12 protein-coding genes are annotated in these 16,188 nt (G+C 61.3%); 3 read left to right on the top strand and 9 right to left on the bottom strand.

Annotated features, from left to right (window positions below; translation table 11 throughout):
* Nucleotides 1–20: 20 nt before the first annotated feature.
* Entirely contained in the window at nucleotides 21–1,409 is a 1,389-nt protein-coding gene (locus LOY70_RS04870; RefSeq protein WP_265033825.1) for a PLP-dependent aminotransferase family protein, read from the bottom strand.
* 342 nt (nucleotides 1,410–1,751) lie between these two features.
* Between LOY70_RS04870 and LOY70_RS04865 the strand changes: the two genes are divergently transcribed.
* Nucleotides 1,752–2,957, top strand: a complete 1,206-nt coding sequence (locus LOY70_RS04865; protein ID WP_265033824.1) for a benzoate/H(+) symporter BenE family transporter — start codon at nucleotides 1,752–1,754, stop codon at nucleotides 2,955–2,957.
* A gap of 69 nt (nucleotides 2,958–3,026) precedes the next feature.
* Here LOY70_RS04865 and LOY70_RS04860 read toward each other — a convergent pair whose 3' ends face one another.
* Nucleotides 3,027–4,046: a Glu/Leu/Phe/Val dehydrogenase family protein gene (locus LOY70_RS04860; protein ID WP_123342722.1), complete on the bottom strand. Its 1,020-nt coding sequence runs from the start codon at nucleotides 4,044–4,046 to the stop codon at nucleotides 3,027–3,029.
* Nucleotides 4,047–4,232: 186 nt separating this feature from the next.
* Between LOY70_RS04860 and LOY70_RS04855 the strand changes: the two genes are divergently transcribed.
* A complete protein-coding gene (locus LOY70_RS04855) occupies nucleotides 4,233–5,036 on the top strand; it encodes a SirB1 family protein (protein WP_265033821.1) in 804 nt (267 codons plus the stop codon).
* A gap of 141 nt (nucleotides 5,037–5,177) precedes the next feature.
* On the opposite strand, the gene maiA is transcribed toward LOY70_RS04855, so the two are convergent.
* Genes maiA through hmgA form a run of 3 tightly spaced genes read right to left on the bottom strand, consistent with a single transcriptional unit; the run spans nucleotide 5,178 to nucleotide 8,439 of the window.
* Nucleotides 5,178–5,816, bottom strand: coding sequence for a maleylacetoacetate isomerase (maiA, locus tag LOY70_RS04850; RefSeq protein WP_265033819.1), 639 nt, complete (start codon nucleotides 5,814–5,816; stop codon nucleotides 5,178–5,180).
* A gap of 10 nt (nucleotides 5,817–5,826) precedes the next feature.
* Nucleotides 5,827–7,131, bottom strand: coding sequence for a fumarylacetoacetase (fahA, locus tag LOY70_RS04845; protein WP_265033817.1), 1,305 nt, complete (start codon nucleotides 7,129–7,131; stop codon nucleotides 5,827–5,829).
* A gap of 3 nt (nucleotides 7,132–7,134) precedes the next feature.
* Nucleotides 7,135–8,439, bottom strand: a complete 1,305-nt coding sequence (gene hmgA / locus LOY70_RS04840) for a homogentisate 1,2-dioxygenase (protein ID WP_265033815.1) — start codon at nucleotides 8,437–8,439, stop codon at nucleotides 7,135–7,137.
* A 163-nt stretch (nucleotides 8,440–8,602) separates the two neighbouring features.
* Here hmgA and LOY70_RS04835 point away from each other — a divergent pair, with 163 nt between their 5' ends.
* Nucleotides 8,603–9,424, top strand: a complete 822-nt coding sequence (locus LOY70_RS04835; protein ID WP_265033813.1) for an IclR family transcriptional regulator — start codon at nucleotides 8,603–8,605, stop codon at nucleotides 9,422–9,424.
* On the opposite strand, the gene LOY70_RS04830 is transcribed toward LOY70_RS04835, so the two are convergent.
* The 4 genes from LOY70_RS04830 to LOY70_RS04815 all read right to left on the bottom strand — a co-directional run bounded on the left by LOY70_RS04830 (nucleotide 9,389) and on the right by LOY70_RS04815 (nucleotide 16,109).
* Nucleotides 9,389–10,090 (bottom strand): hypothetical protein, encoded by a 702-nt coding sequence (locus LOY70_RS04830; RefSeq protein WP_265033811.1) that lies wholly within the window; start codon nucleotides 10,088–10,090, stop codon nucleotides 9,389–9,391. The genes LOY70_RS04835 and LOY70_RS04830 overlap by 36 nt on opposite strands.
* Before the next feature lie 131 nt (nucleotides 10,091–10,221).
* Nucleotides 10,222–12,774: a helix-turn-helix transcriptional regulator gene (locus LOY70_RS04825; protein ID WP_265033809.1), complete on the bottom strand. Its 2,553-nt coding sequence runs from the start codon at nucleotides 12,772–12,774 to the stop codon at nucleotides 10,222–10,224.
* A gap of 151 nt (nucleotides 12,775–12,925) precedes the next feature.
* Complete coding sequence (locus tag LOY70_RS04820) at nucleotides 12,926–14,293, bottom strand: DUF1329 domain-containing protein (RefSeq protein ID WP_025211902.1); 1,368 nt, start codon at nucleotides 14,291–14,293, stop codon at nucleotides 12,926–12,928.
* A 22-nt stretch (nucleotides 14,294–14,315) separates the two neighbouring features.
* Nucleotides 14,316–16,109: a DUF1302 domain-containing protein gene (locus LOY70_RS04815; protein ID WP_123342731.1), complete on the bottom strand. Its 1,794-nt coding sequence runs from the start codon at nucleotides 16,107–16,109 to the stop codon at nucleotides 14,316–14,318.
* Nucleotides 16,110–16,188: the final 79 nt, after the last annotated feature.

Raw genomic sequence — 16,188 nt, 5'->3', positions numbered from 1 at the left:
CCGCAGGCTGCGATCTTTTTTCAATAGTAACGGCGTGGATCGGAATCGATCAGGCTGGCCAGCTTGGTCAGGGCGAAGCGCAGTTCGTCCTGGCTGGTGGGCGACATCAACACCAGCCGCACGCAGCGAGTGCTCCCGGACCGCTCAGCCTGAAACTGAGTGCCACTGAGCACCAGCACGCCGTTGGCCCGAGCCAGCATGGCGAATTCGTCGCTGGTCCAAGGCTCGGGCAGCGTCAACCAGACGTGATAGGCATGAGGCTGGGCCTTGAACTCGACATTGGCAAAGATTTCCCGGGCAATGGCTTGCCGTTCGGCGGCTTCGTTGCGCTGGATGCGGACCAGTTTCTTGTCCAGGCCTTCGGTGATGACATTGCTGGCCAGTTGCGCGGTCAACGGCGACGGCATCCAGACGCTGCTGCGCACCATGGAGGTCAGTCGTGAGAGCAGTTTCGGCGGGCTGTAGAGATAGCCGATGCGAAGCGCCGGCATGACCGACTTCGACAAGCTGGTCAGGTACACCGAACGATCCGGCGCAAAGGCCGACAGCGGTTTGATCGACGGGTCAGTGGCGAGGAAACCATAAATATCATCATCCAGGATGATGAAGTCGAACTCCTCGGCAAGCGCCGCGATCTGGGCCCGGCGTTTTTGCGACATGATCGCCGCCGTCGGGTTCTGGCAGGTCGCCACGCAGACCAGCATCGCCGGTTTCTCTCGCAGGCACAGTTCCCGCAATGCTTCGGGAATGATCCCTTCGTCATCCATTGGCACGCCACGCAGGCGGCGCTCAAGGCCGTGGGCCAGGGAAATGATGCCGGGGTAGCAAAGCGCCTCGCAGAGCACCAGGTCGCCGGCGTTGGTCAGGGCACTCATCGCGACCATCAAGCCATGCTGGGCGCCGGCGGTGATTACCACTTGCTGCCATTGCGCGTCGGGCAATGAATGACGCAACCATTGCGCCCCCGCCTCGCGATGCGCCGGGTGCCCGCCATCCGGCGCGTAATCCAGGGCGCGGGCGAAATCAGTGCTCTTGGCCATGCCCACCAGCGCGTCGCGCAACCAATATTCCAAGGTTTCGCTGGAAGGCTTGATGATTGAAAGATCGAGCCATTCGGATTGCCCCAGATTCAGCGACGCGGCGCTATTGCTCGCCGGCAACTCCGGCGGCTTCTGGTTGAGCACATAAGTGCCTCGCCCTACTTCCCCCTGCACCAGGCGACGCCGATGGGCTTCGCTATAGGCCCGGCTGATGGTGCCCGGCGTGACATTCAGGGTGGTGGCCAGCTCCCGCAACGTCGGCAGGCGATCACCTGCGCTCAACACCCCGTTGCTGATATCGCGCGCCAACGCATCGGCAATCGACAAATACATCGGCTGGTTGAGCTCGCTTAGCTGGGGGACCCACATGAATGATCTCTGCCATCGTAGAAATGATGAGGGTCCGAGCATATCACATGGAGGTTAGGTCCCTAATCAATCGATCAAGACCACAAATTGAGTCGATTGAGTCGATCTAACAAACTTCAAAGCATCATCACCCAACGCCATGGAGATAATTTACATGATTGAAAATCAGCTGATTAAGCCCATTAAACTAGGAAAACAAAGGTCAATTCGAAAAAACATTTCACACCAACAAATCCCCTTATTGAATCAACTCAATCATTTCAAATACACTGCCCACGAATCGAATCAATCGACTCACCCCCCTGATCACTGCGCGCCCTTGCCGCGCCAAGTCGAGACATCATGGACACACTCAGAAAGGATCTATCGCTGTCAGCAGTCATCGCGGGCCTTATCGCCGTGATCATTTCCTACGCAGGCCCGCTCATCATCGTGTTCCAGGCAGCCAGGGAAGCACACCTGCCTAACGACGTGGTGTCTTCGTGGATCTGGGCGATCTCCATCGGCAGCGGGATCACCGGCCTGCTCCTGAGCTGGCGCCTGCGTGTCCCCGTGATTACGGCGTGGTCGACACCGGGCGCTGCGCTGCTGGTGTCGATGCTACCCAACGTCACGCTGCCCCAGGCCATCGGCGCCTACGTGGTGGCGTCGGTGATCATCGCCGTGGTCGGTTTGTCCGGGGCCTTCGACAAACTGATGAATCGCCTGCCCAAGGCCATTGCCGCCGCCATGCTCGCTGGCATTCTGTTCCGCTTCGGTGCCGAGCTGTTCACGTCCATCAAGCTGCAACCGGCGCTGGTGTTGGCGATGATCGCCGCCTACCTGGTGTTCAAGCGCTTTTCGCCACGCTATGCGATTTTGTCGGTACTGATCGTCGGCTGTGCGGTAGCCGCCTCGTTCGGTGAGCTCAACAGCAGCTCGATCACCGTCGCAGTGGCCCACCCGGTCTTTATCGCCCCTGAATGGAGCTGGCACGCGATCATCAACATTGGCTTGCCACTGGCGCTGGTGACCTTGACCGGCCAACACGTGCCGGGCATGGCAGTGTTGCGTACCTCGGGCTACAACACGCCAGCGCGCTCGATCATTTCAGTCACCGCGATAGGCTCAGTCTTGATGGCCCCCTTCGGCTCCCATGGTTTTAACCTGGCAGCCATTACCGCAGCGATCTGCACCGGCCGCGAAGCCCACGAAAACCGCGACAGGCGCTACATCGCCGGGATCGCCTGCGGAGTGTTCTACATTTTGATGGGCACCTTCGGCGCCACCCTGGCCTCGGTGTTTTCCGCGCTGCCCAAAGAGCTGATCGCATCCCTTGCCGGCCTGGCCTTGTTCGGTGCGATCAGTGCCGGGCTGACCGGCGCCATGGCCGACGAGAAACAACGGGAAGCCGCATTGCTCACCTTCCTGGTGACGGCTTCGGGCATGAGTTTCCTGGGCTTGGCCGCAGCGTTCTGGGGGCTGATATTCGGGCTTGTGGCGCATTTCGTGCTGACCTACACCCGGGAACACAAAGCCACTGTCATCGCCGAGGGTGGCCGCCCCTGATCGCTCGCCTTCGCCAGCGCCCACGGACGCCTGCAACTAGCGGGTAGCGACTGGCGAAGGCGGCCATTTTTATCGGTACAACAAACGCTCCGCCAACTCATCGGCCACCCGGGCCGGTGAGCGCTTTTCCGCCTGGGCGTGGGCGAAGACTTCCGTGAGCCGCGCGCCGATCTTGGACAGGTGCGCCGTGATGGTTGGCAGCTCTTCGCCGCGATGCTTGAGGGCGACGTAGATCAGCCCGCCGGAATTGATCACGTAGTCCGGTGCATAGAGTATCCCGCGCCGCTCCAGTTGATCGGCCACTTGCAGATTGCTCAACTGGTTATGGGCAGAACCAGCAACGGCCGAGCAGCGCAGTTGCGCCACGCTGTGGCTGTTGAGCACACCGCCCAACCCACAAGGGGCGAGAATGTCGCAGGGCGTGCTAAGCAACGCGTCGTTGGCGATCGGATGGGCGCCCAGTTGCTCCATCGCCAGTTGCACCTTGCCAGGGTCGATATCGCTGACCAACAACTCCGCGCCCGCCGCGTGCAACTGTTCGGCCAGGGCGTAACCGACGTTGCCCAGTCCCTGGATCGCGACCCGCAGGCTTTCCAGGTTATCGCTACCCAGACGGGCCATGGCCGTGGCACGAATGCCGGCAAATACCCCCATCGCCGCATGGGGCGCCGGGTCTCCCGAGGCCGTGGTGCTGGTGACATGACGGGTCTGCTGAGCGATGCAATCCATGTCGGCCACCGAGGTGCCGCTGTCGATGGCGGTGATGTAGCGACCATCCAGTTGCTCGATGCAGCGACCAAAGGCTTCGAACAGCGCGGCCCGGCTTTCGACATGGGCCGGACGCATGATCACCGCGACCCCGCCTCCCACCGGCAAGCCGGCCAGGGCCGCCTTGTAGCTCATGCCTTGGGCCAGGCGCACGGCGTCGACCACGGCACTTTCGTCGTCGGGGTAGGCAAGGTAACGACAGCCTCCCAGGGCGGGCCCCGGACGGCTGCAATGAATGGCAATCACCGCCTTCAACCCGGTCGCCGGGTCTACGCTTAGGTGCAGCGATTCAAGGCGGGAGCTTTGCATGAGAGCAAACATCGTAAGGCTCCCGAATCACTTTTGTTTGTTTCGCCAGTATAGGCGTGCAGTCGAAATTTGCTGGAGCACGCCGGAATAAGTCGCCGGGGCCGTCCGTCTTTTTCGGCATAACCCGTCACTGAGTCTGTCCGAGACTGGACGAAAGTCCATGGCAGAGCTACAACGGGGCATAGCCCGGAGAGTTTGATGAAACCGCGCCAAGCCTTTTTTGACTGTCTTCACCGCTCGCCACCGGCGCTGTTCGAAGCGGCGTTATGGATCGCTGCCGAACATGATCGCGACGTGGATGTACCGACCTTGCTGAAGGATTTCAAGGATCTGCAGCAACGGGTCAGCCATGGCCTGCCGATGCTGCCTGTGAGCGAACTGGGCCAACCGTTGTTGCGGCGCCTCAATGACCTGGGGTTTGCCCAGGACGATTTCACGCCTCTGCGCCCGCGTGCGGCGCTGCTCAACGAAGTGCTGTCGCGCAAACGCGGCCAACCCCTGGCGCTGGGCCTGATCGCCCTGGAATTGGCCCGAGGCCTGGAAATTCCGATGGTCGGCGTCAATTTTCCCGGCCATTTCCTGCTGCGAGTGCCCGGCGCCGATCATCTGCTCGACCCGTGCGGTGGTCGTCGGCTGTACCCCAATGACTGTCGCGAACTGCTGCAACGCCAATACGGCGCGAACATGCTGCTCAAGGCCGAGCACCTGGTCACCGCCGAACCTGCGCAGATGCTCCAGCGCCTGTCGCGCAATCTCCGCCAATTGCACCTGTCGAACGACGATTACATTGCGGCGCTGATCGACGCCGAACGCGTGCTGGAGCTGGGCAACGCCAGCGCCGCCGATTACCTGGCCCGCGCCAGCCTGTACCAGCGACTCGATTGCCCCAATGCCGAACGCTTCGACCTGGAGCATGCGCTCATGCTCAGTGACGACCCGATCCAGCGAATCCGGCTGACGGAGCGGCTGGGGCATTTGCCGCCGAATTCGGTGGTGCATTGAGCGGTTGCAGGCATGCAGATTCAGGTTGCTTGTTGAATCGCTATCGCGAGCAAGCTCGCTCCCACAGTTGATCCGAGCGTACGCAAATCAAATGTGGAAGCGAGCTTGCTCGCGATGGCGATGGAACGGCCCACATCACTATCAAACCGGGGTGTCCGGCTGCTTCGCCGGGTGCGCTTGCTGGAACGCCGGATGCCCGGCCGCCAATGCTGCAACCCGACGAATCCGTGGATAGGTTTGCAAAGACACATTGAATCGCTCGGCGGCGTACAACTGTGGGATCAAGAACACATCCGCCAACCCCGGCACCGCACCGAAGCAATAACCCTCATCGCCAATCAACTGCTCTACCGCCGCCAGCCCCTGGCTGATCCAATGCCCGATCCACTCCGTCACCTGGGTTTCATCGTGGCCCCACTGGCGCAGTTTGTTGAGCACGCTGACGTTGTGCAGCGGATGGATGTCGCAACCGATCAACGCCGCGACGCCTCGCTCATGGGCGCGAACCGCCAGGTCTGCGCTGAGCAACGGCACCTGTGGGTAACGTTCCTCCAGGTATTCGATGATGGCGGGTGATTGCACCAGCAACGCCCCTTCATCGGTGCGCAGCGCCGGTACACGGCCCTGGGGGTTGATCGCCAGGTAAGCCGGCTGGCGATGTTCGCCCCCAGGCACAGCGATCAGGTTGACCGGCAGGGCCTGGTAATCCAGGCCCTTGAGCGCCAGTGCAATGCGCACCCGGTAGGAAGAGGTGGAACGGTAGTAGGTATAGAGTTCCATGCCCTGACCCTCAACGCGCCGGCAGGATCTTGCCCCGGCATTCGCCGAAGCCGATGGACGTGACGCCCTCCCCGCGGCAACGGGCCCGCAGGATGATTTCGTCGCCGTCCTCGAGGAATTTACGAACTTCGCCGCTAGCCAGTTCAATCGGCTTTTTACCGCCCTCGGTGATTTCCAGCAGGCTGCCAAACTGGCCGCTTTCAGGTCCCGACAAGGTGCCTGAACCGAACAGATCACCGGCCTGCAACTGGCAGCCGTTGACGCTGTGGTGGGCGACCATTTGGGCCACGGTCCAGTACATGTACTGGGTGTTGCTCAGGGTCAGGCGATGGGCGGGCAGGTTCTGCTCGCGCATGGTTTCGGTCAGCAGCAGGACCTCCAGCTCGATATCGAATGCCCCGGCGGCCTGGTCACGCTTGTCCAGCAGATACGGCAGCGGCTGCGGATCGCCTTCCGGACGTGCCGGTTGAGGACGGCGGAACGGTTCGAGGGCTTCGGCCGTCACGACCCATGGCGAAATACTGGTCAGGAAACTCTTCGACAAAAAAGGCCCCAGCGGCTGGTATTCCCAGGCCTGGATATCCCGGGCCGACCAGTCGTTGAGCAGGCAGAAACCGCCGATGTGCTCGGCGGCATCGCCGATGGCGATGGGTTCGCCCAAGGCGTTGCCCTTGCCGATCCAGATGCCCAATTCCAGCTCATAATCCAACCGCGCGCACGGGCCAAAGGTCGGCTCGGTCTGGCCGGCCGGCAGGGTCTGGCCCTTGGGACGGCGCACGTCGGTGCCGGACGGGCGAATGGTCGAGGCACGGCCGTGATAACCGATGGGTACGTATTTGTAATTGGGCAACAATGGATTGTCGGGACGGAACAGCTTGCCGACGTTTTGCGCGTGCTCGATACCGACGTAAAAATCGGTGTAGTCGTTGATCTTCGCCGGCATGTGCATCTGGCAATCGCTCGCCAGGGGCAGCAGCTTCGCGCCCTGGGCTTCGACCTTGCCCCGCAGCGGACTGTCCTCGCGCAGCAACTCCAGCAACCGTTCACGCAAGGCCACCCGGGCGGCGCGTCCCAGGTCGAAGAACGCGTTCAACTGGCCGCCCTCCATGGCTTCGACGGCTTCACGCGCCGCACCGTCAAACAGGCCCGCTTGCAGCGCGGCGGGTAAATCGAAAATCCGCTCGCCGATCGCCACGCCGCTGCGCGGGGCACCGCCGTCGATGCTGAAGATTCCCAGCGGCAGGTTTTGCAGTGGAAAATCGGCATGGCCGTTGGCGGAGGTAACCCAGCTACGGGCAGTGGAAAGTTGAGTCATGAATTATCTCCGGGTCGGGTCGAACGTGACAGGCAGTGAGGCCCAACAAGCATCGTAGTCGGTTTGCAGTTGCGGGCAGTCCAGGGCGAAACGGCTTGGGCGCAGGACCTGGCTGGTCTCGAACATGAAGGCCATGGTGTTGTCGATTTTCGCAGGCGTCAGCTGGGCATTGATCGCCTTGGTGCAGGTTTCGCCGTCCGGGCCATGGGCACTCATGCAACTGTGCAGGGACGCACCGCCGGGCAAGAAACCTTCGGCCTTGGCATCGTAGGCGCCCTGGATCAGCCCCATGAATTCGTTCATCAGGTTGCGGTGGAACCACGGCGGACGGAAGGTGTTTTCCGCCACCATCCAGCGCGGCGGGAAGATCACGAAGTCGAGGTTGGCCAGGCCGTGGACGCTGGTGGGCGACGTCAATACGGTGAAAATCGACGGGTCCGGGTGGTCGAAGCTGACCGTGCCGAGGGTGTTGAAGCGGCGCAGGTCGTATTTGTACGGCACGTTGTTGCCGTGCCAGGCCACCACGTCAAGCGGCGAATGATCCAGTTCACAGCCCCACAACTCACCGAGGAACTTCTGCACCAGCGTGGTCGGCCGGGCGAGGTTTTCGTAATGAGCGACCGGTGTCAGGAAATCTCGCGGGTTGGCCAGGCCATTGCTGCCGATGGGCCCGAGGTCCGGCAAGCGCAGCGGTGCGCCATGGTTTTCAGCGAGGTAACCACGGGCCTGCGGGTCGAGCAGTTCGACGCGAAACTTCAAGCCCCGGGGCAGCACGGCAATCTCCAGTGGTGCCAATTCCAGCACGCCCAGTTCGGTGGCGATTCGCAGCCGTCCCAGTTGCGGCACGATCAGCCATTCCCCGTCGGCATTGAAGAACACCCGCTCCATGGAACGGTTGGCGCGGTAGTGGTAAAGGCTGATGCCGGCCGGCTTGTCCGAGCTGGCATTGGCCGCCATGCGGACCAGTCCATCGATGAAGTCAGTCGGTTCGGCGGGAATTTCCAGCGGGTTCCAACGCAGGCGATTGGGCGTGACCTCACCCAACGGACCGCCGGCCATCTGCCGGTCAAGCTTGACGAAGGCCGGGTGATTGGCCGACGGCCGGATGCGATACAGCCAGGTACGCCGCGCTTCGCTGCGGGCCATGGTGAATGCGGTACCGGAGAACAACTCGGTGTAGAGGCCGTACGGGGCTTTTTGCGGGGAGTTCTGGCCGACCGGCAGTGCACCGGGCAGTGCTTCGCTGGCGAATTCGTTGCCGAAACCGGATTGGTAAACCAGGTCCGACGCTGTGGAGTCGAGGTGCATGGAGCCTCCTGAACACAGGACTGAGTGCGGCCCGTCGCTCTATGGAGGAACGTGAAGCGCACTGGGTTATTTTTATCGTAATTCAATTACGCATAACGTAATTTGCTCGGCAGCGACCGTCAAGCTATAAAGACGCCCACTCGCCTCTGGACCCTGCGCTTCCATGGAAAACCCGCCCAACAACGGTAAACAGAAAGTCCGCTCGGCCGAAGTCGGCACCGACATCCTCAAGGCCCTGGCCGAGCTGTCGCCCTCCACGTCGCTGTCGCGCCTGGCCGAGCACGTGCAAATGCCGGCGAGCAAGGTTCATCGCTACCTGCAGGCCTTGATCGCCAGCGGTTTTGCCGAACAGAACACCGCCACCAACCACTACGGCCTGGGTCGAGAGGCCTTGCGCGTGGGCCTGGCCGCGCTGAACGGCATGGACGTGTTGCAAGTGGCGGCACTGCCCTTGGCCGAGTTGCGCGACGATCTGAACGAAACCTGTTTCCTGGCGGTGTGGGGGAATCACGGCGCGACCGTGGTGCGCATCGAGCCCGCTGTGCGGGCCGTGACTGTGGTGACGCAACTGGGTTCGGTATTGCCGCTGCTCAGTTCATCCACGGGGCTGGTCTTCAGCGCCTATCTGCCAGAGCGCGAGACGATCGAGTTACGCGTGCAGGAAGTGAACAGCACCAGCAACCATGCCTTGGCCGACGACACGGTTTATGCCGACCTCTGCGAGCGGATCCGCAGTCGCGGCCTGCATCACGTGCATGGCTTGCTGATGCCGGGAGTGGACGCCCTGTCCGCCCCGGTATTCAACGCCGTCGGCCAAGTGACGGCGGTCATGACCATCGTTGGCCCGACCTCGCTGTTCCATGCCGACGAACACGGCCCGGCGGCGCAACGCCTGCTGGCGGCGACCCGGGCCGTGAGTTGGCGAATGGGCTATGAGGCGAATCCGGGATCAGCCCAGGAAATCCGGGACAACCCTGATCATTAGATCATTGAGGTGAGCCGGGGCCAGTTGCGGATGGAGATGGCGGTCCTCCCCACTGAAGGGAACCACATAAATAGCCTGGTGATCGCCTTTGGAGTGGTAGGGAATATCATTGTTGCTGAAATGGTCCAGTAGATAGTCCACCAGCGGCTCGGAAGAAGACATCACCCGCTCACCCGAGTCGTGGGTTACAAAACCAGTGATGTAGGCTTTATCCAGATCGATCCCGGGCAATTGCTCTTTCAATGCACCATGAACATCCTCAACGGACAAAGGCCTGATAGAGCGCCAGGATAAATCCATCGAAGGTTTTTCAGTCAGGCGGCTGACGATATCCGCAACGATTCTTTCAAACGCTATCAAATCCAGCGCCTCGACACGGTCTTCAGCGGCAAAAGAATAACGCTTATTGAACACGTTACTGACGCCCTGCGTATAGCTGGGCATCTGCTGCTTTTCGACCCAGGCCAACGCTTCCTCGAACAAGGTTTCGGACGACCCCACTTCGGGATTCGGAAAGTTCGCCAGTGTATTCAGATAAGTGCTGAACGGGTTGACCCCCAGCGCCTCCAGATAACCACCTAACAACACCTGCACGGCAAAATCCACACGGGTATTCTTCAGTGCGAGCAGTTTTTCAGAGTAAGAAGAAAACAACTTAGTATGCATAAGACATCCTTGTCATATCATGGACCGAACTTCCTGTTCGTTCCGCCGGGCTTAGTTATACATCAGCCAACCCCTTACTGTAAAAAGACAAATGTAAGCGTGCGTAAAGACTGCCCGGAATTGTTTTCAATCTACCCCATCACGCCCATGACTTTAGCCTTGGCTACTGCTTGAGTACGCCGCTGCACGCCCAACTTGCTGTGTATCCGACGCGCATGGGTTTTTACCGTGTGCAGCGATATGAACAGCTGCTCGGCAATTTGTTGATTGGAATGACCTTGTGCAATTAATTCCAGCACTTCAAGTTCCCGGTGACTGAGCAACGCATCTTCAGTGCCAGCCGCTGGCGGCTCGATGGGCTCCGCCGACTGCGTCCAGTGCAACAGGTCAGGTTGGCGCAAGCGCAACTCACACAACGCTTGCTGCGCCCGATAACAAGCCACTCGCTTGAGCCCTTCTTGCACCAGCGTTCGAACCTGGGAACGGTCGGCGGACAACCAGACCACTTCAACCAGCGCTAGCTGCAATTCGGCTTCCAGACCATGCATTTCAAGGCATTGCGCCTGGCTGATCATGGCTTCCAAACGAGCCTGCGGATCTTGCGCCCGATGCAAGTAGACCTCAGCCAGCACCAGTAGATATTCAAGTCGCGGAATCAACTCCAGCGTCGCGGGAGGCGCGTGCTTGGCCTGCGGCCCGCGAAAATGCCGCAACACCCGGGTCAAGGCTTCATGGGCCAGTTCCGGACGCCCTTGCTGCAACCAGAACTGGCAACTGGTTTGCAGCAGCACGCCGCGGTACACCGTGTCGGGGATGTGTCGCTGCTGCATGATCCGCTCGGCGTCGCGCAGTTGCATGAACGCTTCGCCGTAGTCACCTTGGTTGGCGGCCAGGCTCGCTTTGCCGAGAAAACCATAGAGCACTTGTTTGTCCTGGCTGCGCAGGCCGGTTTCCAGGCCCATTTGAAATTGCTCGGCGGCCAACTCATCAAGCCCCATGCGCAGTGCCAGGCGCCCACGGCGCAGGGCAATACGTCCCAACAACGCGGAAAAGTCCTGGCCGGGCTTATCGAGCAAGGCCTGGACGGCGCTCAACAGATGGTCGGCCCGATGGGGGGCACCGCGTTGTTCCAGCACCTGGGCGTGGTCCAGTTCCAGCAACCCTTCAAACACCAGCGAGCCTTGGGCACGCGCCAGGCATAACGCCTGGCGGTTGATCCATTGGGCAGAGGCCAGTTCACCTTTGAGCAGCGCCTGCTGCGTGAGCCCGCGCAGGCACAGCAATCGCAGGGACCAGGCTTGTGGATCGAGACTGGCCTGGGCCTGGAGAAAATGCTCGCGCGCCTGATCGCCGTCTCCCGAGAGATGCAGCAACCAACCACGCAGGACCTGCCAGCGCGCCAGCACTTGTCGCTGCTGGCAGGCCTGGGGCTGGGGCACGAACCGGGCCAGTTGTTCGATACACGCCGACGCCTGTTCGAAGCGTCCGGCAAACAACAGCGCCGCCGTCACCAACCCCACCGATTGCGGCGTACCCAGCGTCAACGCTTCACCTTGTTGATCATGCAGGTTGAGCAATAGCACCACGTTGCTGCGTTGCAATACATGCTCGAAGCTCAGGTGCTGCAAAAAGCTGACGGCGGTCTCGAATTCCTCCGCCTGCATGGCTTGCTCGAATGCCATTTGCCAGTCCTGCTCGGCGGCGAACCACTGACAGGCCCGGCGGTGCCAGGACCGTCCTTGCGGCCAGGGCTCGTCGCGTACCAGGCGGGCCAGGGGCGGGAAAATGTGCAACCAGTCCAAGGACTGTTCCCACGGCTCGATAAAACACCCCAGGTCCAGCAACAAGGGAAGGCACTCAGCGCCCACAGTATCGCCAAACAGGTGCTCGCAAAGCCGGGCATTGAAGCGTGGTAAATGGGCCAGCACGCGCCAAGCCTGGGCCAGGTCCGGGGTCAGCGTGCTGAACAGCTCGTACTCAAGGTAATCCAGCAGGGTGCCGGGCCGCCCCGGCGACGCGTGACGGCGCGCCCATTCACAACGCTCAAGCAAGGCGATGCGCACCCCGGCGCACCAACCGCCGCTGCGCTGCAGCACCTCACGGGCCGTGCGGGTTGCCTGGGGGGCCGGCAGATGACTGAGCAATTGCTGGACATCGTCCAGGGTGAAGGCCAACGCCTGTGTGTCGAATTCGTGCAGCTCGTCATCGAGCAGCAGGCGCGGCCAATTGCAGTGGGGCCGGCGGCGGCTATTCACCCACACGTGCAGCGCCGGGCTGCTGACGTTCAACAGACGGTCGAGCCACTGGTCCAGCTCGGGATTCGGTACCCGGCAATAATCATCCAGAAACAGCCAGGTCGGTGTTTGCAATCGCGCCAGATGGGCCATCAGCCCGGCCTCATCCATCACCGGCAACCCGAGGGTTTGCGCCAGGTGCTCGCACATTTGTCCGACGCTCAGCGCCGCGCCTGCCAAGGGTAGCCAGTGCAGCCGATACTCGGCGGGGGCCTGGAGGAAACATTCGGCGAACAACGCACTCTTGCCACTGCCCGCCGGCGCGCACAGCAGCTTTACCCGCGCCTCGGAGGCCAGCAAGGGTTCGCTCAAGGACCGCCGCGGTAGATGCGTCGAGGACAGGCGAGGGAGCAATCCTGGACGGTCCGGACACGGGGTCATGGCGGTCATGTCAGCAGAGTCCTGTTTATTGTTGTTTCATCACCCTAGTCCTGTGTCGCTCACCTTAGGAGAAGTATTCAGCGCGCTGATTAGCACTCATAAAAAAACGACCGGCAGGTTTGCTGCCGGTCGTTCATGAGCATTTCAAGTCAGTCAGACCTTAACGAACCCCAGTCGAACGCAGCGCCGCCGGTGTGTAGTCGGCTGCCCGGGCTTCGAAACCGTACTCGTAGCTGTGCTTCTCTTCGTTCTTCATCCCCAGGGCAATGTAGCGGCCGGCGATGATGTCGTAGAGCGCCTCGAGGGTGTAGCCCGGGTTCTGGTGGTCGTAGTAGAACTGGGCATGACCTTCGGCCACCCGCCACAGTTGACCGCGACCGTCGTAGTGGTCCACCAGCGCGGCCTGCCAGCTGTCTTCGTCGAAGTACATGTGGCGTTTGGCGTAGATGTGCCGCTCGCTGGGCTTGACGGTCCCGACCACTTCCCAGACCCGGTGCAGTTCATAGCGGGTCAGGTCCTGGTTGATATGGCCGGCCTTGATCACGTCGTCGTACTTGAGGCTGGGCGAGTCGAGCTTGTAGCTGTTGTACGGGATGTACATTTCCTTCTTGCCGATCAGCTTCCAGTCGTAGCGGTCCGGTGCGCCGGAAAACAGGTCGAAGTTGTCGGAGGTGCGCAACCCGTCGGCGGCGGTGCCCGGGCCGTCGTAGGCCACTTGCGGGGCGCGACGCACGCGACGCTGGCCGGCGTTGTAGATCCAGGCCAGGCGCGGCTCCTTCACTTGGTCGAGGGTTTCGTGCACCAACAGCACATTACCGGCCAGGCGTGCCGGGGCGGTGACTTCCTGCTTGAAATAGGTCAGTACGTTGCTGGCCTTTTCCGGGTCGGCATCCTTGATCAGGAACGGCACGGCGATTTCTTCTTCGAAGCGGATCGGCGTGAAGCCGCCATTGGTCTGCGGCGTGGCCTGGGTAATGATGCGGCGCAGGTTGCCACCGTGATAACGGGTGATGTGGTTCCATATGACTTCCACGCCGTTCTTGGGAATCGGGAACGCGTAGTAGCGGTTGCCGGTGAAGTTGGACAAGCCGTTACCGTCGTTGATGGACGCCACGTTGAGTGCACTGCGCTTGGCCGATTCGTAGATTTCCGGCGGCAGGGACACGCTGCGATGGGTCGGATAGACCGGGATCTTGTAGGTTTCCGGGTAGCGCTTGAACATCGCGACCTGGCCTTCGGAGAGTTTGTCCTTGTACTTGTCCACCGTCGCGGCGGTGATGGTGAACAGCGGTTTTTCATTGGCGAACGGGTCGGCCAAAAAGCCCTTGCTGTCCACTGCTCCAGCGTTTTTCGGAATGCCGCCGGTCCAGGCCGGGATCGAGCCATCGGCATTACCAGCCTTTTCCGCACCGATGGGAGTGAGACTGGTGCCCAGTTTGTTCGCTTCATCCGGCGAAACCGCCGCCATCACGTTCGCGGCCAACAGGCTCAAGGCCAGGGCACCGCATTGCAGGATCATCTTGCGCATTGGGTTTTCCTTGTCAGCCAGATCAGAAGTTCACGCCGAAGCTCAACGCGAGGAAATCGCGGTCTTCGAGAACGTTGTAATCGCCGCCAAAAAAGTCGGTGTAGCTCAGGCTGGCGGTGTACGTGTTGCGGTAATCGGCATCGACACCGAGGCTGACGGCCTTGGCGCCTTCGTTGAACAAGCCGTTGGGACCGTAGCCGGCCACGTCGTGGGACCAGGACACGTTAGGCTTGAAGTTCACCCCGCCGATCACGTTGGAGTAGTCGAGAATCGCCCGGGCGCGGTAACCCCAGGAGGTCGAGGTGACGAAGCCATCGGTGTCACCGTTGAACCCGTATTGGCCGTAGACCGAATCACGGCCGTAACGCAACTTGTCCTTGGACTCCAGCCCGCCAACGTGCACCACCGCCGCCTCGCCCACCAGGGTCAGGCGATCGGCACCCAGTACCTGATCGAAGAAGTGCGTCAGGGTGCTCTGGACCTGGGTGATTTCCTTGCGGCGGTAGCCGGTGTTGTCTGCCCCCGGCCTGGTCGCAATGGGCGAGGCCGCACCGCCGGCAATCGGGTTGACCAACGCCAGGGTCAGGTCATTGGTATTGACCTGTACCGGCGCGTTGGGACGGTAGCTGACTTCCCCGGTCCACGCGGTGCCGGTGGGCAGAGTGGTGGAGAAGCTGGCGCCGTACAGGCGGATGTCCTCGGGGTATTCGAGGTAGTACTGGCCGCGTCCCAGCATCACGCTTTGCGCCAGGCCCGCGCCGCTGCCGGGCGCTATGCCGTTGGCAGTCGAGACCATCCCCGGCAAGGCTGCCAGCGTGGACAGCCCTGCCGTAGTCGTCCCCACCGTAGGCGTGCGGCTGTGGTAATTCATGAAGTACAGACCGTACTCGGTGTCGTCGCCAAGCCAGCGCAACGCCGTACCCCACTGGCCGGAATCCCGCGCATCGCGGTCACCGCTACGAGGAATGATCACCCCTTCCCTGGACACCTGGATCTCTTGGCCGAACGCCCGGGTCAATGGCACGAATGGCGCAATCGCCGGACTGCCCACGGTGTAGCCGCTGGTGCAACCATCGGCCACCACGTCATTGCCGAAGAATGTGCCGCAGTTATCGACAACGGTCTGGTCCCACTCCAGTTGGTAGAACCCTTCGATGGTGAGCTTGTCGGTCAAGCCCTGGGAGGCGAACAGCATGTTCACCGGGATCAGGCCTTCCTTGATCTCCGCGCCCGGGCGACGGAACGCGGACACGTCCACCGGGTTGATGCTGTTGATGGAGTTACCGATGAAAGTACTTTCGCCCCAGCTGACCACCTGCTTGCCGGCGCGCACCGTGCCGGGCAAATCGGCGATGGAATAGTTGTGATAGACGAAGGCATCGAGAATCTGCGCCCCTGACGACTTGGCGCCTTCCTTGCGATTGCTGTCGCTGATGTCCTTGAACTCGCGCCCTTCATCCTTGAGCTCGAAGTCGTACCAGTACTTGCCACGTACGAACACACCGGTGTCGCCGTACTTGAGTTCGAGGTCGTGCAGGCCTTTGAAGATCTTGGAAAAGGTTTCGCCCTTCTTGAAGTTCAGCCGTCCATCGTCACCGGTGGACGACTGCCCCCTACCGCCGTTGACAGTACCGACCAGGTCCTTGTCGGCGTCGCGCATGCCCCAGCTCGCGCCCACGGACAGCGAAGAGTCGAATTGACCCTCGATCTCGCCAATGTTGAATGAAACGGCCTGCGCCTGGGCACAGCAACCCAAGGCCACCGCAACGGCCAGCGCCTGCGGCTTGAAGATGGCGCGCATTGTTATTGTTGTCATGCGTCTTCCCCGGTGAGTGACAGAGGCTTCACCCTACTGCCGCACGCCATGGGCGATAAGCGCACCAAGGAGGTATTCG

Origin of the sequence: Pseudomonas sp. B21-054 (assembly GCF_026016345.1) — a bacterium.
In the GTDB taxonomy this organism is placed as follows: Bacteria; Pseudomonadota; Gammaproteobacteria; order Pseudomonadales; family Pseudomonadaceae; genus Aquipseudomonas.
Note: the sequence above shows the minus strand (reverse complement) of the source record. Positions and strands in the feature narration are given on the sequence as shown.